The 20,035-nt window shown below is 61.5% G+C and carries 18 protein-coding genes; 4 read left to right on the forward strand and 14 right to left on the reverse strand.

The window, feature by feature from the left end; genetic code table 11:
• Window positions 1-12: 12 nt before the first annotated feature.
• The 4 genes from ACM6I6_RS25465 to ACM6I6_RS25480 form a co-directional block, all read right to left on the reverse strand.
• Entirely contained in the window at window positions 13-1,737 is a 1,725-nt protein-coding gene (locus ACM6I6_RS25465) for a putative 2-aminoethylphosphonate ABC transporter permease subunit (RefSeq protein ID WP_323606642.1), read from the reverse strand.
• Entirely contained in the window at window positions 1,737-2,813 is a 1,077-nt protein-coding gene (locus ACM6I6_RS25470) for a putative 2-aminoethylphosphonate ABC transporter ATP-binding protein (RefSeq protein ID WP_323606643.1), read from the reverse strand. The genes ACM6I6_RS25465 and ACM6I6_RS25470 overlap by 1 nt, the downstream gene beginning before the upstream one ends.
• A gap of 212 nt (window positions 2,814-3,025) precedes the next feature.
• On the reverse strand, window positions 3,026-3,889 hold the full coding sequence (locus ACM6I6_RS25475) for a LysR family transcriptional regulator (protein ID WP_274075691.1): 864 nt from the start codon (window positions 3,887-3,889) through the stop codon (window positions 3,026-3,028).
• Window positions 3,890-3,905: 16 nt separating this feature from the next.
• Window positions 3,906-6,158, reverse strand: a complete 2,253-nt coding sequence (locus ACM6I6_RS25480; RefSeq protein ID WP_414920874.1) for a heavy metal translocating P-type ATPase — start codon at window positions 6,156-6,158, stop codon at window positions 3,906-3,908.
• 85 nt (window positions 6,159-6,243) lie between these two features.
• On the opposite strand from ACM6I6_RS25480, the gene cadR reads away from it, so the two are divergent.
• On the forward strand, window positions 6,244-6,693 hold the full coding sequence (gene cadR, locus ACM6I6_RS25485; RefSeq protein WP_414920875.1) for a Cd(II)/Pb(II)-responsive transcriptional regulator: 450 nt from the start codon (window positions 6,244-6,246) through the stop codon (window positions 6,691-6,693).
• An 89-nt stretch (window positions 6,694-6,782) separates the two neighbouring features.
• On the opposite strand, the gene ACM6I6_RS25490 is transcribed toward cadR, so the two are convergent.
• The 3 genes from ACM6I6_RS25490 to ACM6I6_RS25500 all read right to left on the reverse strand — a co-directional run bounded on the left by ACM6I6_RS25490 (window position 6,783) and on the right by ACM6I6_RS25500 (window position 9,483).
• Complete coding sequence (locus tag ACM6I6_RS25490; protein ID WP_414920876.1) at window positions 6,783-7,754, reverse strand: thymidylate synthase; 972 nt, start codon at window positions 7,752-7,754, stop codon at window positions 6,783-6,785.
• Between the two features lie 49 nt (window positions 7,755-7,803).
• On the reverse strand, window positions 7,804-8,610 hold the full coding sequence (gene lgt, locus ACM6I6_RS25495; protein ID WP_274073600.1) for a prolipoprotein diacylglyceryl transferase: 807 nt from the start codon (window positions 8,608-8,610) through the stop codon (window positions 7,804-7,806).
• A 90-nt stretch (window positions 8,611-8,700) separates the two neighbouring features.
• Window positions 8,701-9,483: a sulfite exporter TauE/SafE family protein gene (locus tag ACM6I6_RS25500; RefSeq protein ID WP_414920877.1), complete on the reverse strand. Its 783-nt coding sequence runs from the start codon at window positions 9,481-9,483 to the stop codon at window positions 8,701-8,703.
• Window positions 9,484-9,615: 132 nt separating this feature from the next.
• Here ACM6I6_RS25500 and ACM6I6_RS25505 point away from each other — a divergent pair, with 132 nt between their 5' ends.
• A complete protein-coding gene (locus ACM6I6_RS25505; protein ID WP_274073602.1) occupies window positions 9,616-10,362 on the forward strand; it encodes an NRDE family protein in 747 nt (248 codons plus the stop codon).
• Window positions 10,363-10,474: 112 nt separating this feature from the next.
• Here ACM6I6_RS25505 and ptsP read toward each other — a convergent pair whose 3' ends face one another.
• The gene (gene ptsP, locus ACM6I6_RS25510; RefSeq protein ID WP_274073603.1) at window positions 10,475-12,754 is read right to left on the reverse strand and encodes a phosphoenolpyruvate--protein phosphotransferase; all 2,280 of its coding nucleotides are present in this window, start codon (window positions 12,752-12,754) and stop codon (window positions 10,475-10,477) included.
• Window positions 12,755-12,776: 22 nt separating this feature from the next.
• Entirely contained in the window at window positions 12,777-13,256 is a 480-nt protein-coding gene (locus ACM6I6_RS25515) for an RNA pyrophosphohydrolase (RefSeq protein ID WP_007897732.1), read from the reverse strand.
• 143 nt (window positions 13,257-13,399) lie between these two features.
• On the opposite strand from ACM6I6_RS25515, the gene ACM6I6_RS25520 reads away from it, so the two are divergent.
• Window positions 13,400-14,056, forward strand: coding sequence for an HAD family hydrolase (locus ACM6I6_RS25520; RefSeq protein ID WP_406592326.1), 657 nt, complete (start codon window positions 13,400-13,402; stop codon window positions 14,054-14,056).
• Between the two features lie 108 nt (window positions 14,057-14,164).
• Here the strand turns inward: ACM6I6_RS25520 and ACM6I6_RS25525 are convergent, their stop codons facing one another.
• Window positions 14,165-14,590, reverse strand: a complete 426-nt coding sequence (locus tag ACM6I6_RS25525) for a DUF2269 family protein (protein WP_414920878.1) — start codon at window positions 14,588-14,590, stop codon at window positions 14,165-14,167.
• A 39-nt stretch (window positions 14,591-14,629) separates the two neighbouring features.
• Window positions 14,630-16,144, reverse strand: coding sequence for a threonine ammonia-lyase, biosynthetic (gene ilvA / locus ACM6I6_RS25530; protein ID WP_274073606.1), 1,515 nt, complete (start codon window positions 16,142-16,144; stop codon window positions 14,630-14,632).
• 285 nt (window positions 16,145-16,429) lie between these two features.
• Here ilvA and rpiA point away from each other — a divergent pair, with 285 nt between their 5' ends.
• The gene (gene rpiA / locus ACM6I6_RS25535; RefSeq protein ID WP_046818391.1) at window positions 16,430-17,104 is read left to right on the forward strand and encodes a ribose-5-phosphate isomerase RpiA; all 675 of its coding nucleotides are present in this window, start codon (window positions 16,430-16,432) and stop codon (window positions 17,102-17,104) included.
• 123 nt (window positions 17,105-17,227) lie between these two features.
• Here the strand turns inward: rpiA and ACM6I6_RS25540 are convergent, their stop codons facing one another.
• The 3 genes from ACM6I6_RS25540 to ACM6I6_RS25550 form a co-directional block, all read right to left on the reverse strand.
• A complete protein-coding gene (locus ACM6I6_RS25540; protein WP_274073607.1) occupies window positions 17,228-18,145 on the reverse strand; it encodes an SdiA-regulated domain-containing protein in 918 nt (305 codons plus the stop codon).
• Window positions 18,146-18,264: 119 nt separating this feature from the next.
• Window positions 18,265-19,191, reverse strand: a complete 927-nt coding sequence (locus ACM6I6_RS25545; RefSeq protein WP_274073608.1) for an SdiA-regulated domain-containing protein — start codon at window positions 19,189-19,191, stop codon at window positions 18,265-18,267.
• Between the two features lie 160 nt (window positions 19,192-19,351).
• Window positions 19,352-20,017 carry a fumarylacetoacetate hydrolase family protein gene (locus tag ACM6I6_RS25550; protein WP_160386172.1) on the reverse strand — a complete coding sequence of 222 codons (666 nt, stop codon included), beginning with the start codon at window positions 20,015-20,017 and terminating at the stop codon, window positions 19,352-19,354.
• Window positions 20,018-20,035: the final 18 nt, after the last annotated feature.

The following is a 20,035-nucleotide window of genomic DNA, read 5'->3' on the forward strand; positions in this document are numbered from 1 at the left end:
TGAGGGTATGAATCAGTGACCGGGCGCGGTCTGCCGCCAGGCTTGCGAGCGGCGCAGCAAACCGCGCGAAGCCCAGGCCAGCAGCAGGGACACGCCCGCCGAGGTGAACAGAATCAGGGTCGACATCGCCGCCGCACCGCCGACGTTGCCGGCGTCGTCCATGTTCAGCACCGCGACCGCCGCGAGGATGGTGTCGGGGCTGTAGAGGAAGATCGCCGCCGAGACGGTGGTCATGGCCGAGACGAACAGGTAGCGCACGATGTCCAGCAGCGCCGGCAGGCAGATAGGCACGGTGACCCGCAGGTAGTGCCGATACAGCGGCGCCTTGAGCGACAGCGCGGCGGCTTCGAACTCGGCATCGAGTTGGCGCAGCGCGGTGGTGGCGGTCATTTGCGCAGTGGTCAAATAGTGAGCAATGGTGCAGACCACTAACAGCGTCATGGTCCCGTAGAGCACGTGCAGCGGGTTGCCGGTGAGGTTGAAGAAGAAGACGTAACCCAGGCCCAGCACCAGCCCCGGCACCGCCATCGGTACGAAACTGAGCATTCGCAGGGTCAGGTTAAGCCCGCGCTGGCCCCTGGTTTTTTCCATCAGGTAGGCACCGGTGAAAATCAGCACACTGCCGATCAGCGCCGTGCACAACGCCATCTTCACGCTGTTGCCATAGGCCAGCCAGCCACCGCCGGCGGTTTCGTTGAACTGGTAGTGGTTGAGCGACAGCGACAGGTTGTACGGCCAGAACTTCACCAGGGACGAGAACACCGCCATGCCGAACACCAGCAGCAAGGCGCTGCAGATCAGCAGGACCACGACCAGGTAGCAGCCGTCGCGCAGTTTCGAGGGCGCAGGCTTGAACACCTGGGCACGACCGCTCATGGAATCGCCATGACGGCGACGCAACCAGGCATCGACCCCGAAGCTGAACAGCGCCGGCAGCAACAGCACCATGCCGATCAATGCGCCGCGACCGAACTGTTGCTGGCCGACCACCGCCTTGTAGGCTTCCAGCGCCAGCACCTGATAGTCGCCACCGACCACCACGGGTACGCCGAAGTCAGTGATGGTCAGGGTGAACACCAGGCAGAACGCGGCGAATACCGCCTGGCGGGTCGCTGGCCAGGTGATGCTGCGGAAGGCTTTTGCCGGGCTGGCACCCATGCTGGAAGCGGCATCGAACAGGCGCGCATCCGCCAGGGACAGGGCCGACAGCAGGATCATCAAGGCATGCGGAAAGGTGTAGATGACTTCACCGAGCACAATGCCCCAGAAACCGTAGATGTTGTCCGAGAGCAGGCTACGCAGCATGCCCTGGTTGCCGAACAGGTAAACCAGCGCAATGCCGGGCAGCATCGACGGCGCCATCAACGGCAGCAGCGAAATGCCACGCCAGATGCCTTTGCCGGGAATCAGGGTGCGTTGCAGTGCGTAGGCAAACAGGTAGGCCAGCGGTACGACAATGGCCGCCACGCTGAGGGACACCTTCAGGCTGTTGCCGAGCAACCAGTGGAAGTTCTCGCTGGTCACCAGCTCTTTGGCAGCGACCCAACCACCCCCCTGCCCGGCCTCGGCGCTGAAGCCACGCCAGAAGATCGCCAGCAACGGCATCAATACGGCGACGCCCAACAACGCCAGCAGAAGGACTTTGCCGCCGACCACGAACAGCCGGTCGCCGATCTCGGCACGGGAAGTCTGCCGCACCTGATTTTGCGGCAGCGGCAGCGCGATATTCGCGCTCATCAGGCAAACACCTGCAGGCTGCGTGGCGGCAAGGCGACCATGATCTGCTGGGCGCCCAGGCGCGGCATGGCTTCCGGTGCCAGCTCCGCCAACAGCGCATGACCCGGCAATTGATCGAGTTCGAAACTCATGCGGCAACGGTTACCGAGGAAGGTGATTTCCCGAACCTTGGCCGGGAACAGGTTTTCCTCGTGCACCAGCGGGTTGACGTTGATCGCTTCCGGACGGCAGAACAGACGGCCCGACGCGGTCTTGGCGCCGCCATCGGCGAGGCGCATGCTCATCCCGCCGACCTGGGCGTGGTTGTCGCTGCTGCGCTGGAACGGCAACCAGTTGCCCTGGCCGACGAACTCCGCCACGAACGGCGTGGCCGGACGGTTGTAGATTTCCTGCGGCGTGGCGTACTGCTCGACCTTGCCGTTGTTCATCACGGCAATGCGGTCGGCCATCAGCATGGCCTCGTCCTGATTGTGGGTGACCATCAGGGTGGTGATGCCGAGGCTGCGTTGCAGCTGGCGCAGCTCGGTGCACAGGTGCTCACGCACGCGGGCATCGAGGGCCGACATCGGTTCGTCCAGCAGCAACAAAGAAGGTGCCGGGGCCAAGGCGCGAGCCAGCGCCACGCGCTGCTGCTGGCCGCCGGACAATTGGCCGGGGTACTTTTTCTCGCTGCCGCCAAGGCCCACCAGTTCCAGCATCTGGCCAACGCGCTGGCGCACCTGGTCGCGACCACTGCCGGCCAGGCCGTAGGCAATATTGGCTTCGACGGTGAGATTGGGAAACAGCGCGTAGGACTGAAACAGAATGCCGTAGTCTCGCGCCTGGGGCGCCAGGTGGGAAACGTCGCGATCGCCCAGGTACAGCTCGCCGCTGTCCTGCTTCTCCAGACCGGCGATGCAGCGCAGCAAGGTGGTTTTGCCACAGCCCGAAGGCCCCAACAGGCACACCAGCTCACCGGCCGCCACGTCGAGGGAAACATTGTCCAGCGCGGTAAAGGCGCCAAAGCGCTTCTGTACACCGCGCACCTTCATGGGGGCGCCGGGGTTGGTCAGGGCGGTGGCGATCGAGTTGTTCATGGACGGACCTCATCTGGCAGATGGGGCCATCCTAGGGTTGTAATGCGTCCGTCATGTGGCAGTAAGGCAAAAACTGCCGATAGTGGTATTCGAGGATTTTGGTTCGGTGTCTGTGCTGACCCCTTCGCTGGCAAGCCAGCTCCTACAGTTTATCGCATTCCCCTGTAGGAGCTGGCTTGCCAGCGAAGAGGACCGAACAATCACCGCAGAGCTCAGGCCGGAGACATTTCCTGCGCCAACCCCAGGAACGCCGCTGGCAACCGGGCGTTTTTTCTCTCTTTGAGGCAGTACAGATATTCAGGAATCTGCGGCGCATCCTCGATCGTCAGCACCCGCAACTGTGGATCGTGCGGCACTTCCTGGCGGGCGATGATGCTGATGCCGATGTTGCGCAACACCGCCTCGCGGATCGACTCGCGGCTGCCGATTTCCAGCAGCGGCCCGAAACACACACCGGCGCTCGCGAGCAATTCTTCGGTCAGACGACGGGTGGTCGAACCCGGTTCGCGCATCAACAAGGTATGCCCCGCCAAGGCACCCAGCGACACGTGATCGTGAACCGCCAGCGGATGATTGCGATGCACCGCCAGCACCAACGGATCACTGCCGAGCACCCGCCGAATCAGCCGCGCATCCTCCAGCAACTGCGAGGACGCCGCGACATCGACCCGATAGTCCTCGAGCGCCTCCAGCACTTGCTGGGAATTGCCGATCTCCACCGACACCTCCACCTGCGGCAGGCGCTCGCGGAAGGTCTTCACAAGGTCAAGGATGTAATACGGCGCCGTAGCGGCAATGCGCAACGTGCCTTGGACCTGCCCGCTGTTGCGCAGGAAAAACTCGATGTCGGCTTCCTGCTGCAGCAGCGCCTTGACCATCGGCAACAGCCGCGCACCCTCATCGCTGACGCTGAGACGGCGGCCGCCTCGGTAGAACAATTCAACCGAGTACTGGCTTTCCAGGTTGCGAATCTGGGTGGTCACCGTGGGTTGGCTCAAGCCGAGCTTTTTCGCTGCCAGGGTGATGCTGCCCAAGCGGGCAACCATGTAAAACGCCTTCAGCTCGGCACTCAGCACAACCGTCCCTCATCGTCTATTTGCGCAACAGGCGCAGTCCATTGAACACCACCAACAGGCTCACGCCCATGTCGGCAAACACCGCCATCCACATGGTAGCGAGCCCGGCGAAGGTTACCCCAAGAAAGATCGCCTTGATCACCAATGCCAGGGCGATGTTCTGCTTGAGGATGCTCGAGGTCTGGCGCGACAGGCGAATGAACGCCGGGATTTTGCGCAGATCGTCGTCCATCAGGGCGACATCCGCGGTTTCAATGGCCGTGTCGGTACCCGCGGCCGCCATGGCGAAACCAATTTCGGAACGGGCCAATGCCGGCGCGTCATTGATGCCGTCACCCACCATGCCGACGTTATGCCCCTTGGCGTACAGCGCTTCGATCGCCTGCAACTTGTCGCTGGGCAGCAGATCGCCCTTGGCCTCGTCGATGCCGACCTGGGCGGCAATCGCCTGGGCGGTGTGCACGTTGTCGCCCGTGAGCATCAGGGTCTTGATGCCCAGGTCATGCAGCTGCTGGATCGCTTCGCGGCTGGATTCCTTCACCGTGTCGGCCACGGCGAACAGCGCCAAAGGACCGGATTGATCTAGCAGCAGTACTACGGATTTACCCTGCTTTTCCAGCGCGAACAGCTTCTCCTCCAGCTCGGGCGAGCACAGGTTCAGCTCTTCCACCAGCCGATGGTTGCCCAGGTGATAGGTCTGACCATTGATATCACCGCGCACCCCGCGCCCGGCCAGTGCCTCGAAATTATCCACAACCAACGGCGCGAGTTGTTTATCCACAGCCGCATTGGCGATGGCCAGCGACACCGGGTGATCCGAACGACCGGCCAGCGCGGCGGCAAGCGCCGGAGCAGATTCGTCGGCAGTCGGGTCAAGCGACAGATAATCGGTCTGCACCGGCTTGCCATGGGTGATGGTTCCGGTTTTATCCAGCGCCAGGTAGTCGAGCTTGTAGCCGCCTTCAAGATAAACGCCGCCCTTCACCAGAATGCCCTTGCGCGCGGCGGCGGCGAGCCCGCTGACAATGGTCACCGGGGTGGAAATCACCAGTGCGCAGGGGCACGCAACCACCAGCAACACCAGAGCGCGATAGATCCAGTCGAACCACAATGCGTCCATGAACAGTGGCGGAATCACTGCCACTGCGAGGGCGAAGATGAACACGGCCGGCGTGTAGATTTTCGAAAACTGGTCAACGAATCGCTGGGTGGGTGCCCGCGCGCCTTGAGCCTGTTCGACGGCGTGGATGATCCGCGCCAGCGTCGAATGGTTCGCTTCAGCAGTCACGGCATATTCAAGGGAACCGGCCTGATTGATGGTGCCAGCGAACACCTTGTCGCCAACTGATTTCTCCACCGGCAGGCTTTCACCGGTGATCGGCGCCTGGTCGATGGTCGAACTGCCGGACACAACTTCACCGTCCAGACCGATGCGCTCGCCAGGTCGCACCCTCACCCGCGCACCGAGCTGGATGGTTTTGACATCTTGCGTGGTCCAGCTGCCATCGGCCTGCAGCACCGTGGCCTGCTCCGGCGTCATCTGCATCAAGCCGCTGATGGCGTTGCGCGCCCGGTCCAGGGATTTGGCCTCGATCAACTCGGCCACGGTGAACAGGAACATCACCATCGCCGCTTCCGGCCATTGGCCGATGAGGATCGCGCCGGTCACGGCGATACTCATCAGTGCGTTGATGTTCAGGTTGAGGTTCTTAAGCGCGATCCAGCCTTTTTTATAGGTACCGAGGCCGCCGCTGAGGATCGAGACCAGCGCAATGATCGCTACCACCCAGTTAGGCGCAGCGTTGGTGAAATGGATCAATTCCGCGGCCAGTGCGCCAATACCTGACAGCGCCAAAGGCCACCAGGGTTTCTTCTCTGGAGCCGGCGCGGGTGCTTCAACGCCCTTCTCTATCGGCTCGGCCTGCATGCCGAGGGACTTGATGGCGTCGATGATCGGCGCGGTGCTCGGCAGGTCATGGGTGACGCCCAACACACGGTTGATCAGGTTGAATTCCAGCTGCTGCACACCCGCCAGCTTGCCGAGTTTGTTCTGGATCAGTGTTTGCTCGGTCGGACAATCCATGGCCTCAATGCGGAAACTGCTCAGCCGCGCGCCAGCGGTCGGCGTTTCGCTCAACTTGATCAGCGATGGCGCCGCTGCTTTCGACGAACAGCAGGAATCACCATGGGCATGTTTCTGCACAGGCTGCAGTTTGTGGCTGTGATCGTGCTCAGCCTCGGGTTTGTGGGTATGAAGGGAATCGCTCATCAGGTCGCGTCCTTGAAGGTGCCTGTTGCCAAGTAAAGACCCTGTAGCCACTATAGGGTCAAGCACCCATTTGGAGATTGCCGTCATGAAGATTGGAGAACTCTCCAAACTCACCGACTGCGCCGTAGAAACCATCCGCTACTACGAACGCGAGAACCTGCTGCCGGAGCCGGCCCGCAGTGACGGCAACTACCGCGTCTATACCCAGGCCCACGCCGAACGCCTGACCTTCATCCGCAACTGCCGCACCCTCGACATGACCCTCGAGGAAATCCGCAGCCTGCTGGCCTTTCGCGACAGTCCGCAGGATCAGTGTGAAAGCGTGAATGCGCTGATCGACGAGCACATCCACCACGTCAAGGCGCGGATCGATGGGTTGATGGCGTTGCAGACACAGTTGCTCGACCTGCGCCAACGCTGTGGCGAAGGGCCGGATGTCGATCAGTGCGGGATTTTGCAGCGGTTGGAGGTGAGTGGCGGGGTTGTGGCGACGGAGGTGGAGCATTCCCATGTCGGGAGAAGTCATGGGCATTGAGGACGCCATCGCTGGCAAGCCAGCTCCTACAGGTTCGGTGTGATCCTGTAGGAGCTGGCTTGCCAGCGATCACCGCGAAGCGGTGCCAGTCAGACGGCCATCGGCGCGGTCATGGGTGCGTGGTGCTGGTAGCCCTCAAGCGAAAAATCACTCGGCTCCACCAACTCCAGCCACTCCGGCTGATAAACACCGGTCTTGGCAAAGTCCGGCACACGGTCGCTGATCACCAGCTTCGGCATCGGGAACGGCTCGCGCTTGAGCTGTTCGTTGAGCATGTCCAGGTGATTTTCGTAGACGTGGGCATCACCGATGAAATAGGTGAACCAGCGCGGCGTGTAGCCGGTCAGGCGCCCGATCAGGCTCAGCAGCGCGGCGCCTTCAGTGAGGTTGAACGGCGTGCCCAGGCCCAGGTCGTTCGAACGGATGTAGAGGGTCAGGGAAATCTCCCTGGTCTCTACATTCGGGTGGAACTGGTACAGCAGATGGCACGGCGGCAAGGCCATTTCATCGAGCTGGGCGACGTTCCAGCCGTGGAACAGGATGCGGCGGCTGCCCGGGTCCTTGATGATGGTGTCGACGCACTGGCGAACCTGGTCGATGGCCTTGTACAGCACCACGTAGGCCTGGCCATCTTCTTCGCCTTCGGCGATCTGGCGGTAGCCTTGCTTCAGGGTCTGCTCGATGGCGGCCGGGTTGCTCACCGGGATCTGTTTGTATGCCGGCCATTTGCGCCATTGCACGCCGTAGATTTCACCGAGGTCGTCTTCACCCTGGCGGAACGGGTTGGCCAGCCACTGGGCGTTTTCGTTGGCGTTCTGGTCCCAGACCTTGCAGCCCAACGCACGGAATTCGGCGGCATTGTTCACGCCACGCAGGAACCCGCACATTTCGCCGATGGCCGATTTAAAGGCCATCTTGCGCGTGGTGATCGCCGGGAAACCTTCCTTCAGGTCGTAGCGCAGCATCGCGCCCGGAAAGCTGATGGTGTTCACGCCCGTGCGGTTGGCCTGTTTGGTGCCGTTCTTGATGACGTGGGCGACCAGTTCGAGATATTGCTTCATGAGTTACCTGTGTCCTTGAACCCGCAGCCATCGCTACGGGGTTCGAATTTTATACGGCTGCCGCTGGAGTTGCCGGGGCGCGGTGATACGCCAGCCAGATCAGGAACAGCCCGCCGACGATCATCGGTACGCACAGCACCTGGCCCATGGTCAGCCAGTTCCAGGCCAGATAGCCCAGTTGCGCATCCGGGACGCGGACGAATTCGACGATGAAACGGAAGATGCCATAGAACAGCGCGAACATCCCCGACACCGCCATGGTCGGCCGCGGCTTGCGCGAGTACAGCCAGAGGATCAGGAACAGCGCCACGCCTTCGAGCGCGAACTGATACAGCTGCGAGGGGTGACGCGCCAGTTGCGCCGGGTCGGTCGGGAAGACCATCGCCCACGGCACGTCGGTTGCCTTGCCCCATAACTCGGCGTTGATGAAGTTGCCGATACGTCCGGCGCCCAGGCCGATCGGCACCATCGGCGCGACGAAATCCATCAGCTGGAAAAACGACTTGTTGTTCTTTTTACCGAACCACAAGGCCGCCAGCATCACGCCGATGAAGCCGCCGTGGAACGACATGCCGCCCTTCCACACTTCAAAGATCAGCAGCGGGTTGGCGATATAGGCGCTCAGGTCGTAGAACAGCACGTAGCCCAACCTGCCGCCGACGATCACCCCCATCGACATCCAGAACACCATGTCGGAGAGCTTCTCCTTGGTCCAGGTCGGGTCGAAGCGGTTCAACCGGCGCGACGCCAGCAGCCAGGCGCCGCCGATGCCGATCAGGTACATCAACCCGTACCAGTGGATTTTCAGCGGACCGATGGCCAGGGCCACCGGGTCGATCTGCGGGTAAGGCAGCATTGCGACTCCTCATGAGTTCAAATCAATTCCCGGGCGACGCTGCCACCTCAGGATTAAGCCAGGATTGTGCTGCCCGTCAGAGCAGATGCTTCAGACTAGAAAGCTCAGACCGACGCAGAACAGCAAAGCGGCAAACAGTCTTTTCAGCAACCTGGGCGACAGATTGTGCGCCAGTCGCGCGCCGAAGCGGGCGAAGACCATGCTGGTCAGGGCAATGCCCAACAACGCCGGCAAATAAATGAAACCGAGACTATGGGCTGGCAGCAATGGATCGTGCCAGCCCAGAATCATGAAAAATAATGCACTGGACAATGCAATCGGCAGGCCGCAGGCCGATGACGTCGCCACCGCTTGCTGCATCGGCACGCTGCGCCAGGTCAGGAACGGCACGGTCAGCGAACCGCCGCCAATGCCGAAAATCGCCGAAGCCCAGCCAATCACGCTGCCGGCAACAGTCAGACCGACTTTCCCCGGCACCGTTCGGCTGGCCTTGGGCCTGAGGTCCAACGCCAGCTGCGCGGCGATGACCAGGGCGAACATGCCGATGATCTTTTGCAGGTTGGGCCCGGAGATCGCTTCGGCGGTCAGTGCGCCAAAACCCGCACCGACCAAGATACCCAGGGTCATCCACGCAAAAACTGGCCAGCGCACCGCCCCGCGGCGGTGATGCTCACGAATGGCGTTGACCGAGGTAAAGATGATCGTCGCCAGCGAGGTGCCCACGGCCAGGTGCGTGAGGATCGACGGATCAAATCCCTGCGCTTTGAAACTGAACACCAGCACCGGGACGATGATGATTCCACCCCCCACGCCGAACAGCCCGGCCAGCACTCCGGCACAGGCGCCAAGCGCCAGATAGAGCAGAAATTCCATGCTGTTTCCCCACCCAACCCCAAAACCGGAGCGGCATGGTAACGGATGCATGGCCTCGGGCTCCACTGGATGGCGATGGATACCCGCACCATGACTGCGTAGAGTGGGCAAAAAACACACAGGGATCACCTTATGTGCCTGATTGTTTTCGCCTGGCGACCGGGCCACGCCCAACCGCTGATCGTGGCGGCCAACCGCGACGAATTCTATGCCCGCCCCAGCCTGCCGCTGGCGCAATGGCCCGAAGCTCCGCAGGTGCACGCCGGGCGCGACCTGGAGGCGGGTGGCACCTGGCTGGGTGTCGGCGCCAATGGGCGTTTTGCTGCGCTGACCAACATCCGCGACCCGCATCGACCGCCGGGGCGCCGGTCTCGCGGTGAACTGGTGGCAGGATTCCTCACCAAAGACCTGCCAATTGACGACTATTTAGACGACGTTGTCGCCCGTTCGCCGGAATATGGCGGGTTTAACCTGCTGATCGGCAACGCCAACGAGCTGTGGCACTTCAATGCCCGGGAATCGGAAGCAGTGATGCTGCCACCGGGGGTCTACGGCCTGTCGAACGCCGGGCTGGATACGCCGTGGCCGAAACTGCTCAAGGCCAGGGCGGCGTTGAGCGAGGTGCTGGATGATCCGCAACCCCAGGCGTTGTTGGCCTTGCTGAACGACCCGCAGACCGCACCCTTTGCCGAGTTGCCGGATACCGGGGTGGGGCTGGCGACAGAGACGTTGCTGTCGAGTGTGTTCATTGCCAGCCAGAGTTATGGCACTCGGGCGAGTACGGCGTTGATTGTGCAGGCGGATGGGTCGCGGCGTTTGGTTGAACGGAGTTTCGGGCCGTATGGGGGGCATCTTGGGGAAGTGGAAATCAGGATTTAGTTGCGTTGTCCGTGCCGGCCCCTTCGCGAGCAAGCCCGCTCCCACATTAGATCTCTGAACGATGCAAATCCCCTGTAGGAGCTGGCTTGCCAGCGATGAGGCCCTCAGCGTTTCAGAGAACCTTGATCGCCGCCGGATTGATCATCCGCGCCAGCCCAAGGTTCTTCAGCGCCAATTGCAGCGAGCTGTGGATAACCTGCGGGTTGTCGATGGTCATCAGCTCGGCGAGCAATTCCTTGGCCTTGCTCAGGTTGATCTGACGCAGCATCCACTTCACCTTCGGCAGGTTGGTGGCGTTCATCGACAGGCTGTCGAAGCCCATCGCCATCAACAGCACCGCCGCAGCCGGATCACCGGCCATCTCGCCGCAGATGCTCACCGGTTTGCCTTCGGCATGGGCGTCGCGCACCACGTTCTGCAGGGCCTGGAGCACCGCCGGGTGCAGGTAATCGTAGAGGTCGGCCACCCGTGGGTTGTTGCGGTCCACGGCCAGCAGGTACTGGGTCAGGTCGTTGGAGCCGACCGACAGGAAGTCCACCTGACGTGCCAGTTCCTTGGTCTGATAAACCGCCGCCGGAATCTCGATCATCACACCGACAGGCGGCATGGGCACGTCGCAACCTTCGTCGCGGACTTCGCCCCAGGCCCGGTGAATCAGGTGCAAGGCCTCTTCCAGCTCGTGAGTGCCGGAGATCATCGGCAGCAGGATCCGCAGGTTGTTCAAGCCTTCGCTGGCCTTGAGCATGGCGCGGGTCTGCACCAGGAAGATTTCCGGGTGGTCGAGGGTGACACGAATGCCGCGCCAGCCGAGGAAAGGGTTGTCTTCCTTGATCGGGAAGTACGACAGCGACTTGTCGCCGCCGATGTCCAGGCTGCGCATGGTCACCGGTTGCGGGTGGAAGGCGGCGAGTTGCTCGCGATAGATCGCCAGCTGTTCCTTTTCGCTGGGGAACCGCTGGTTGATCATGAACGGCACTTCGGTGCGATACAGACCCACGCCTTCGGCGCCGCGTTTCTGTGCCCGCGCCACATCCGCCAACAGGCCGGTGTTGACCCACAGCGGCATGCGGTGACCATCGACCGTGACACACGGCAGGTCACGCAGCGCATCGAGGCCCAGGGCCAGTTGTTTCTCTTCCTCGACCATCTCGGCGAACTGCTTGCGCAGCACGTCGCTGGGGTTGGTGTAGACCTCGCCGCGATGACCGTCGACGATCATGCCGATGCCATCGACCTTGGAATACGGCAGGTCGACCAGGCCCATCACCGTCGGAATGCCCATGGCCCGGGCAAGAATCGCCACGTGGGAGTTGCCCGAACCGAGTACCGACACCAGGCCCACCAGCTTGTTTTCCGGCACCTCGCCGAGCATGGCCGGCGTCAGTTCCTCGCTGACCAGGATGGTGTTGTCGGGGTAGACCAGGGTTTGCTGGCGCTCTTCCTGCAAGTAGGCGAGCAGGCGACGGCCGAGGTCCTTGACGTCCGAGGCGCGCTCACGCAGGTAGGCGTCGTCCATCAGTTCAAAACGGTTGACGTGATCGGTGACCACCTGGCGTAACGCGCCCTGGGCCCACTGGCCGGTCTTGATCACGGTGGTCACTTCGTTGCCCAGCGCCGCGTCGTCGAGCATCATCAGGTAGACGTCGAACAGGGCCCGTTCTTCCGGGCGCAACTGGGTGGCGAGCTTGGCCGACAAGGTGCGCATGTCGGCCCGAACGCCTTCGATGGCGGTCTTGAACAACCCGAGTTCAGCTTCGATGTCGGTAATGGTCTTGTCGGGCACCACGTCCAGGTCGGCCGGTGGCAACATGACCACCGCCGTGCCCACCGCCGCGCCAGGCGAGCCCGGCACACCGACGAACTTGGCTTCCTGGATACCCTTGCCCTGCCGGCCCAGGCCACGGATCGAACCGGTGGCCTCGGCATGGGCGATAACCCCGGCGAGCTGCGCGCTCATGGTCACGAGGAAGGCTTCTTCACCTTCATCGAACTGGCGGCGTTCTTTTTGCTGGATGACCAACACGCCGACGACGCGGCGGTGGTGAATGATCGGCGCCCCGAGGAACGACGCGTAGCGCTCTTCACCGGTTTCGGCGAAGTAGCGGTAACGCGGGTGATCCGCGGCGTTTTCGAGGTTCAGGGGTTCTTCACGCGTGCCGACCAGGCCGACCAGACCTTCATTGGGCGCCATGCTGACCTTGCCGATCGAGCGCTTGTTCAAGCCCTCGGTGGCCATCAGCACGAAGCGGTTGGTCTCCGGGTCAAGCAGATAGACCGAGCAGACCTGGCTGCCCATGGCCTCTTTGACGCGCAACACAATAATCCCCAACGCCGCCTTGAGATCCTTGGCGGAGTTAACTTCCTGGACGATCTTGCGCAGCGTATTGAGCATGGCTCGGGGTCGAACTCCGTCGTCAGTCGCGCGCTAAAAGGCGCGGGGCAAGCTCTTTGAGGGCGCGTCGATACACCTCGCGCTTGAATGTCACCACCTGGCCCAACGGATACCAATAGCTGACCCAGCGCCAGCCATCGAATTCCGGTTTACCGGTCAAATCCATCCGCACCCGCTGCTCGTTGGAGATCAGGCGCAGGAGAAACCATTTCTGTTTCTGGCCGATGCACAGCGGCTGGCTGTGCGTCCTGACCAGACGTTGCGGCAAACGATAGCGCAACCAGCCCCGGGTGCAGGCGAGTATTTCAACATCTTCGCGCTCCAGGCCAACTTCTTCGTTCAGCTCGCGGTACAAGGCGTCTTCCGGCGTCTCCTGGGGGTTGATCCCACCTTGAGGAAACTGCCAGGCATCTTGATTGATACGGCGAGCCCACAGCACCTGGCCGGCATCATTCGTGAGAATGATCCCGACATTAGGACGGAAACCATCGGGGTCGATCACGGCAACAACCTCGCAAACGCATGTCGTCGCATTGTTCCACAAAGGTTGTGAAGGCAGCAACGCGCCGGTCTACGTTATGTGCACTCTTGTGAAAAGTCCGTATTCTGGACGCCTTTCTACAGACTTTTCAGCGAGTAACTGCAATGCGGCTGGCTTTATTCGACTTGGACAACACGCTTCTGGGCGGCGACAGCGACCATGCCTGGGGCGATTACCTGTGTGAGCGCGGCTTCCTCGACGCCGTCGCCTACAAAACACGCAACGACGAGTTTTACCAGGACTACCTGGCCGGCAAGCTGGATAACGCCGCCTACCTGAACTTCTGCCTGGAAGTGCTCGGCCGTACCGAAATGGCCACCCTGGATCTGTGGCACAGCGACTACATGCGCGACTGCATCGAACCGATCATGCTGCCCAAGGCGATCGAGTTGCTGGCCAAACATCGCGATGCCGGCGACAAACTGGTGATCATCACCGCCACCAACCGCTTCGTGACCGGCCCCATTGCCACACGCCTGGGCGTCGAGACCCTGATCGCCACCGAATGCGAGATGCAGGACGGCCGTTATACCGGGCGCAGTACCGATGTACCGTGCTTTCGTGAAGGCAAGGTGACAAGGCTGAATCGTTGGCTGGAAGAGACCGGGTACAACCTCGAGGACAGCTACTTTTATAGCGACTCGATGAATGATCTGGCGTTGCTGGAGCAGGTGGCGAATCCGGTGGCGGTTGATCCGGATCCGAATTTGCGGGCTGAGGCTGAGAAGCGTGGGTGGCCGGTGATTAGCTTGCGCGATTAATTGAGCTCCACCCTGTAGGAGCGAGCTTGCTCGCGAAAAACTTAAGGTCGCTGCGGAGAGTCAGGCACCCCGCGTTTTCGTTAACGACCATCGCGAGCAAGCTCGCTCCTACACAGGCTTGGCCCCCATCAACCCGGCAATCGCCACAAAACAGACAAAACTGAACAACGCCAAGGCAAAGGTAAATCTGCCCACCCCACCCGGCGTCTTGCGCAGTTTGTTCAGGCGCACCAACAACCAGAACCACGCCAACGCCGCCACGGTGTAAAGCACACTGGAAGCCAGCAACCAAGTCTGCCCCAACGGCCAACCCACCAGGTGCACCATCCCCCAGCCGGTAAACGGCATGCTCAACAGCGCCAGCCCCATCAACAACCAGATGAACACTCGCGGCCGTTGCAGGGTGCGGCTGCCTGCCGTCGCGTCGCCGCTACGCCGCGCGCGCCAAACCCAGATGCCCAAGCCCAGCGCACCCAGCAGCAGCACCACCGTCGCCACCATGTGCGCCGCTTTCAGGGCGGTTAGCGTTTCCATCGTCGTTATTCCTTATGACCTGCCCATCAGCGTAGCCGCTCAGCCAAGAAACAGCTGATACGCCGGGTTGTCGCTTTCATCCCAGTACGGGTAGCCAATTTCTTCCAGTGCCGCAGGTACCAGGTGACGTTCATCGTGAGGTACTTGCAGGCCCGCGACCACACGGCCATCGGCCGCACCATGGTTACGATAATGGAACATCGAGATGTTCCAGCGCCCGCCGAGCTTGTTGAGGAAGTTGAACAGCGCACCCGGACGCTCCGGGAATTCGAAGCGCAGGATCACTTCATCGACCACGTGAGCGGCACGACCGCCAACCATGTGACGGATATGCAGCTTGGCCAGTTCGTTGTCGGTCAGGTCGACGACCGGGAAGCCCTGCTCGCCCAGGCTGGCGATCAACGCGCGGCGCGGGTCGGTGTCCGGATGGGTCTGCACGCCAACGAAGATGTGCGCTTCGCTGCCGGTGTTGTAGCGGTAGTTGAATTCGGTGATCTGGCGCTTGCCGATGGCTTCGCAGAACGCCTTGAAGCTCCCCGGCTTCTCAGGGATGGTCACGGCGATGATGGCTTCGCGGCCCTCGCCCAGTTCGGCGCGCTCGGCGACATGGCGCAGGCGGTCGAAGTTGACGTTGGCCCCGGAGTCGATGGCTACGAAGGTCTGGCCGCTGACGCCGCGGGACTCGACGTACTTCTTGATCCCGGCCACGCCCAGGGCGCCGGCCGGTTCGGTGATCGAACGGGTATCGTCGTAGATGTCCTTGATCGCCGCACAGATTTCGTCGGTGCTGACGGTGATGACTTCGTCGACGTAGTCTTTGCAGATCTCAAAGGTGTACTGGCCGATCTGGGCCACCGCTACGCCGTCGGCGAAGATGCCCACGGTCGGCAACACCACGCGCTCGCCGGCCGCCATGGCGGCTTGCAGGCAATTGGAGTCATCCGGCTCGACGCCGATGATTTTGATGTCCGGCCGCAGGTACTTCACGTAGGCCGCGATACCGGCGATCAGGCCGCCGCCGCCCACCGGCACGAAGATCGCATCCAGGGGCGCCGGGTGCTGGCGCAAAATCTCCATGGCCACCGTGCCCTGCCCGGCAATGGTGTGGGGATCGTCGTAGGGGTGAATGTAGACGTAGCCTTTTTCGTCGACCAGTTTCAGCGAGTAGGCCAGGGCCTCCGGAAACGAATCGCCGTGCAGCACCACTTTGCCACCGCGCGAACGCACGCCTTCGACCTTGATCTCGGGCGTGGTCTTGGGCATGACGATGGTGGCTTTCACGCCCAGGACCTTGGCGGCCAGGGCCAGGCCTTGCGCATGATTGCCCGCGGAAGCGGTGACCACGCCGCGGGCACGCTCTTCGTCGCTCAGTTGAGTCAGCTTGTTGTAGGCGCCGCGAATCTTGAACGAGAACACCGGCTGCAAGTCTTCACGCTTGAGCAAAATCTCGTTGCCCAGCCGCTCGGAGAGCTGACGGGCAGTCTGCAATGGGGTTTCTACGGCAACGTCATAAACGCGCGAGGTGAGGATCTTTTTGACGTACTGTTCAAGCATCGGAAAGCATCACTGAGCGGGTTGGGCAGGATCAAGGAGTCTAACCCGGCTTTTGGCCGCACGACCACCTGTTGTAGGAGCGAGCTTGCTCCGGGCGGCGTTCCGACGAAAACGCAATGACGCCGCTGGACACCTGTTTTTACGCGTTTTCGTTCACGACCATCGCGAGCAAGCTAGCGCCTACAGTAACCCGGGAGACCGACCCGCCAATCGGGCAATGACCTTCCCGGCCCCGAAGCCTATAATGCCGGCCTTTCGTTCCCTCTTCGGCACTTCGGAGCCCGCATGACCCAGGATCAACTCAAACAGGCCGTAGCCCAGGCCGCCGTCGACTTCATCCTCCCGAAACTCGATGACAAGAGCATCGTCGGGGTCGGCACCGGCTCCACCGCCAACTGCTTCATCGACGCCCTGGCCCAGCACAAAGGTGCATTCGACGGCGCGGTCGCCAGCTCCGAAGCCACCGCGGCACGCCTCAAGGGCCACGGCATTCCGGTGTACGAGCTCAATACGGTCAGCGACCTGGAGTTCTACGTCGACGGCGCCGACGAGAGCGACGAGCACCTGAACCTGATCAAGGGCGGCGGCGCGGCCCTGACCCGCGAGAAAATCGTCGCGGCCGTGGCCAAGACCTTCATCTGCATCGCCGACGCCAGCAAGCTGGTGCCGGTCCTGGGCGCGTTCCCGCTGCCTGTAGAAGTGATCCCGATGGCCCGCAGCCATGTGGCCCGCCAGCTGGTGAAACTCGGCGGCGACCCGGTCTACCGTGAAGGCGTGCTGACCGACAACGGCAACATCATTCTCGACGTGTTCAACCTGGAGATCACCAACCCGGTCGAGCTGGAATCGCAGATCAATGCGATCGTCGGCGTGGTCACCAACGGCTTGTTCGCGGCACGTCCGGCGGATCTGCTGTTGCTGGGCACGAGCGAAGGCGTAAAAACCCTGCGCGCCCAATAAGAACACGCACAACCCCTGTAGGAGCTGGCTTGCCAGCGATGGCGGCGTTACATCCAACGAAGATGTTGAATGTCATGGCCTCTTCGCTGGCAAGCCAGCTCCTACAGGGTGCGTGTTTCAGCTTCAGGGTTGTGCAGGCTTCTTGAACACGTAAAACAAGTTCGGCTCACTCACCAGGTACATCGTACCGTCGTCATCCATGGCGATCCCTTCCGCTTGCGGCACGGTCTTTTGCAGACCCTGACGCCCCTTGTTCAGCGACATGGTGCTCAGCGGCCGACCGTCCACATCCAGCTCCAGAATCAGTCGCGACTCGTCGGACAACGCCAGCAAGTGCCCGCTGCGCTCGTCGTATTGCAGGCTCGACAGATCTCGCACAAACATCCCGGCGTCGCGCTTGGGATTGTTGACCACATGCACTGCGTAGGATTTTTCCGGATTGAAATGCGGAAATCCGTGCACTTCGTAGATCAGCATCGGGTCGCGCTCCTTGGCCACGAACAGCCGTTTGCCCACCGAATCATAAGCCAGCCCCTCGAAACCCTTGTTGCCGCTCATGTGCACACCGAGGGTCATCTGCTCCGCGTCCGCGGCGTCGAGGAAGGTGGTGTCATGCTCAAGATGAATCTTGATCAACCGTTGCTGGCGCTCGTCCGTGATCACGTAGGTGTCGGCGCTGATGAATTCAACGGCCTCAGGATCACCAAAGCCGACCATCGCGATGCGGCGCAGAATCTTGCCGTCGAGGGACAGCTCGATCAATTCGGAGTTTTGGTTGGTGACGGTGAACAGGCTTTTGCGCACCGGATCGAAGGTCAACGCTGACACATCGTCGTCCAGCCCTTCAATGACCTGCCCCTCCAACACCACCCGATACTGGTCCAGGCCAATGGACTGGCTGTTCGTCGGCTGCCAGAGCGTGTGCAGGTTGAACCAGCCGCGCTCGAACAGGCGCAGGTACTGGCCGACCGCGATCAATACGCTCAGGGCAATCACCGACAGGAGCAAAAGCAGGGGTTTGGGGCGGGCTAATCGACGCATTCAGGTGGGCTCGGGATTCAGAACAGGCGGATGAAATATCACGCCTGGCTGAACTGAAGCTTAATGGCCATTGGCCTGATCCTACAACCAGCGGCAAAAATACCTACAGGTAAAGGCGATTACTTCTGTTTTTCCAAGCGATAAAACAGGTTTGGCTCACTCACGATGTAAATCGTGCCGGCCTCGTCCATGGTCACGCCTTCGGCCCGCGGAATGGTCTTCTTCAGGCCGTTGAAGCCAGCCAGCAAGGTCATGAAGCTGACCTGCTCGCCTTTCTCGTCCAGCTCCAGCAACAGGTGCGAGTCAGCAGACAACACCAGGGTGTGGCCGGTCCGTGGATCGATGGCCAGGGCAGACAGGTTGCGGATGTCCAGCTCATCGCTGGCAAGCTTTTGCTTGTCACCGGTGAGTGTCTTGCCGTCGCCTTTCCAGGTGAACAGCGCGGGCGGACGTTCTTCACCCAACAGCAATTGCTGATTGCGCGCATCCCAGGTGACAGCCTCGAAGGCCTTGTTCTGGTCTTTCGAAGGGCCGAGGTCGTACTTCGGATAATCAGCGATGTTCAGCTCGCGAGTGTCGGCGTCGACCTTGACGAGGATCACCTGGTGGTCACGTTCATCGACAATGGCCAGCATCCCGTTGCCCAGGGCCGTCACCCCTTCAGGATTGCTCCAGCCTACCAATGGCATTTTGCGCAGCACATCGCCTTGCAGCGACAACTCGACCAGGAACGGATTTTTACCCATCACCGAAAACAGGGTTTTGGTCTGGGCATCGTAGGTGACGTCCGACGCTTCGTCCTTTTCCATGCCCGGCAGTGGCTTGGCGTCGATCACCGCATGGTAGTCCGGCAGCCAGACACTGTCCTGGCGCTCGGCCGGGCTTTCAAAACGCTCCTGCAGCCAGAGCACGCCACGGTCATCCCAATGCATGGCAAACGCCAGGCCATAGGCGGCGGCGACCAACAGCAACAGCCAGGAATACCAACGCAGGGCAAAGCGCGAGCGACGGGCAGGTTTGAGCGACGAGAGCGGTTGAGTGGCCATCAGGGCATGCGTTCCAGAAATTCAGGCTTGGGGTAATAGCACAACCGCACCCCCCTGTAGGAGCTGGCTTGCCAGCGATAGCGCTATAACAGCCAACATAGATGTTGAATGTAAGGGCCCCTTCGCTGGCAAGCCAGCTCCTACAAGGGTTTTGCGTTGCTTAGCGAACGCTGCTGGTGAAGCTGCTGGCGCCCGGCAGTTCCAGGACGATCTCGTCACCGACATTCAGCGGGCCAACACCCACTGGCGTACCGGTGAGGATCACGTCACCGGCCTGCAGCGAGAAGCAGCCGGCCATGTGCTGGATCATCGGCACGATCGGGTTGAGCATCGCGCTGCTGTTGCCGTCCTGGCGCACTTCGCCATTGATGGTCAGGCGAATGCCAATGTCGGTCAGGTCGGCGAAGGTGCCGCCGGAGACGAACGGCGCAATCACCGCCGCACCGTCGAAGGACTTGGCGATTTCCCAGGGCAGGCCCTTGGATTTCAGCTCGGCCTGCTTGTCGCGCAGGGTCAGGTCCAGGGCCGGGGCGAAGCCGGAAATGGCGTCGAGCACTTCTTCAACGCTGGGTTTGGTCGACAAGGGCTTGCCGATCAGCACCGCGATTTCCGCTTCGTAGTGCACCGAGCCACGCTCGGTCGGAATGCTGAAACCGCCTTCCAGCGGCACCACACAACTGCCGGGCTTGATGAACAGCAGCGGCTCGGTCGGTACCGGATTGTCCAGTTCCTTGGCGTGTTCGGCGTAGTTACGGCCAATGCACACCACTTTCCCCAGCGGGAAGTGAATACGCGTTCCGTCGACATACTGGTGCTGATAGCTCATTACCGACTCCTGCTTCGT

Source organism: Pseudomonas sp. IT-P218, from assembly GCF_949767605.1.
GTDB classification, from domain to species: domain Bacteria; phylum Pseudomonadota; class Gammaproteobacteria; order Pseudomonadales; family Pseudomonadaceae; genus Aquipseudomonas; species Aquipseudomonas putida_AE.

What these genes read in the sequence shown, in the direction of transcription:
- ACM6I6_RS25465 (WP_323606642.1), bottom strand. Translation starts at nt 1,737, where the DNA reads ATGAGCGCGAATATCGCGCTGCCGCTGCCGCAAAATCAGGTGCGGCAG.
- ACM6I6_RS25470 (WP_323606643.1), bottom strand. Translation starts at nt 2,813, where the DNA reads ATGAACAACTCGATCGCCACCGCCCTGACCAACCCCGGCGCCCCCATG.
- ACM6I6_RS25480 (WP_414920874.1), bottom strand. Translation starts at nt 6,158, where the DNA reads ATGAGCGATTCCCTTCATACCCACAAACCCGAGGCTGAGCACGATCAC.
- cadR (WP_414920875.1), top strand. Translation starts at nt 6,244, where the DNA reads ATGAAGATTGGAGAACTCTCCAAACTCACCGACTGCGCCGTAGAAACC.
- ACM6I6_RS25490 (WP_414920876.1), bottom strand. Translation starts at nt 7,754, where the DNA reads ATGAAGCAATATCTCGAACTGGTCGCCCACGTCATCAAGAACGGCACC.
- lgt (WP_274073600.1), bottom strand. Translation starts at nt 8,610, where the DNA reads ATGCTGCCTTACCCGCAGATCGACCCGGTGGCCCTGGCCATCGGTCCG.
- ACM6I6_RS25500 (WP_414920877.1), bottom strand. Translation starts at nt 9,483, where the DNA reads ATGGAATTTCTGCTCTATCTGGCGCTTGGCGCCTGTGCCGGAGTGCTG.
- ACM6I6_RS25505 (WP_274073602.1), top strand. Translation starts at nt 9,616, where the DNA reads ATGTGCCTGATTGTTTTCGCCTGGCGACCGGGCCACGCCCAACCGCTG.
- ptsP (WP_274073603.1), bottom strand. Translation starts at nt 12,754, where the DNA reads ATGCTCAATACGCTGCGCAAGATCGTCCAGGAAGTTAACTCCGCCAAG.
- ACM6I6_RS25520 (WP_406592326.1), top strand. Translation starts at nt 13,400, where the DNA reads ATGCGGCTGGCTTTATTCGACTTGGACAACACGCTTCTGGGCGGCGAC.
- ACM6I6_RS25525 (WP_414920878.1), bottom strand. Translation starts at nt 14,590, where the DNA reads ATGGAAACGCTAACCGCCCTGAAAGCGGCGCACATGGTGGCGACGGTG.
- ilvA (WP_274073606.1), bottom strand. Translation starts at nt 16,144, where the DNA reads ATGCTTGAACAGTACGTCAAAAAGATCCTCACCTCGCGCGTTTATGAC.
- rpiA (WP_046818391.1), top strand. Translation starts at nt 16,430, where the DNA reads ATGACCCAGGATCAACTCAAACAGGCCGTAGCCCAGGCCGCCGTCGAC.
- ACM6I6_RS25540 (WP_274073607.1), bottom strand. Translation starts at nt 18,145, where the DNA reads ATGCGTCGATTAGCCCGCCCCAAACCCCTGCTTTTGCTCCTGTCGGTG.
- ACM6I6_RS25545 (WP_274073608.1), bottom strand. Translation starts at nt 19,191, where the DNA reads ATGGCCACTCAACCGCTCTCGTCGCTCAAACCTGCCCGTCGCTCGCGC.
- ACM6I6_RS25550 (WP_160386172.1), bottom strand. Translation starts at nt 20,017, where the DNA reads ATGAGCTATCAGCACCAGTATGTCGACGGAACGCGTATTCACTTCCCG.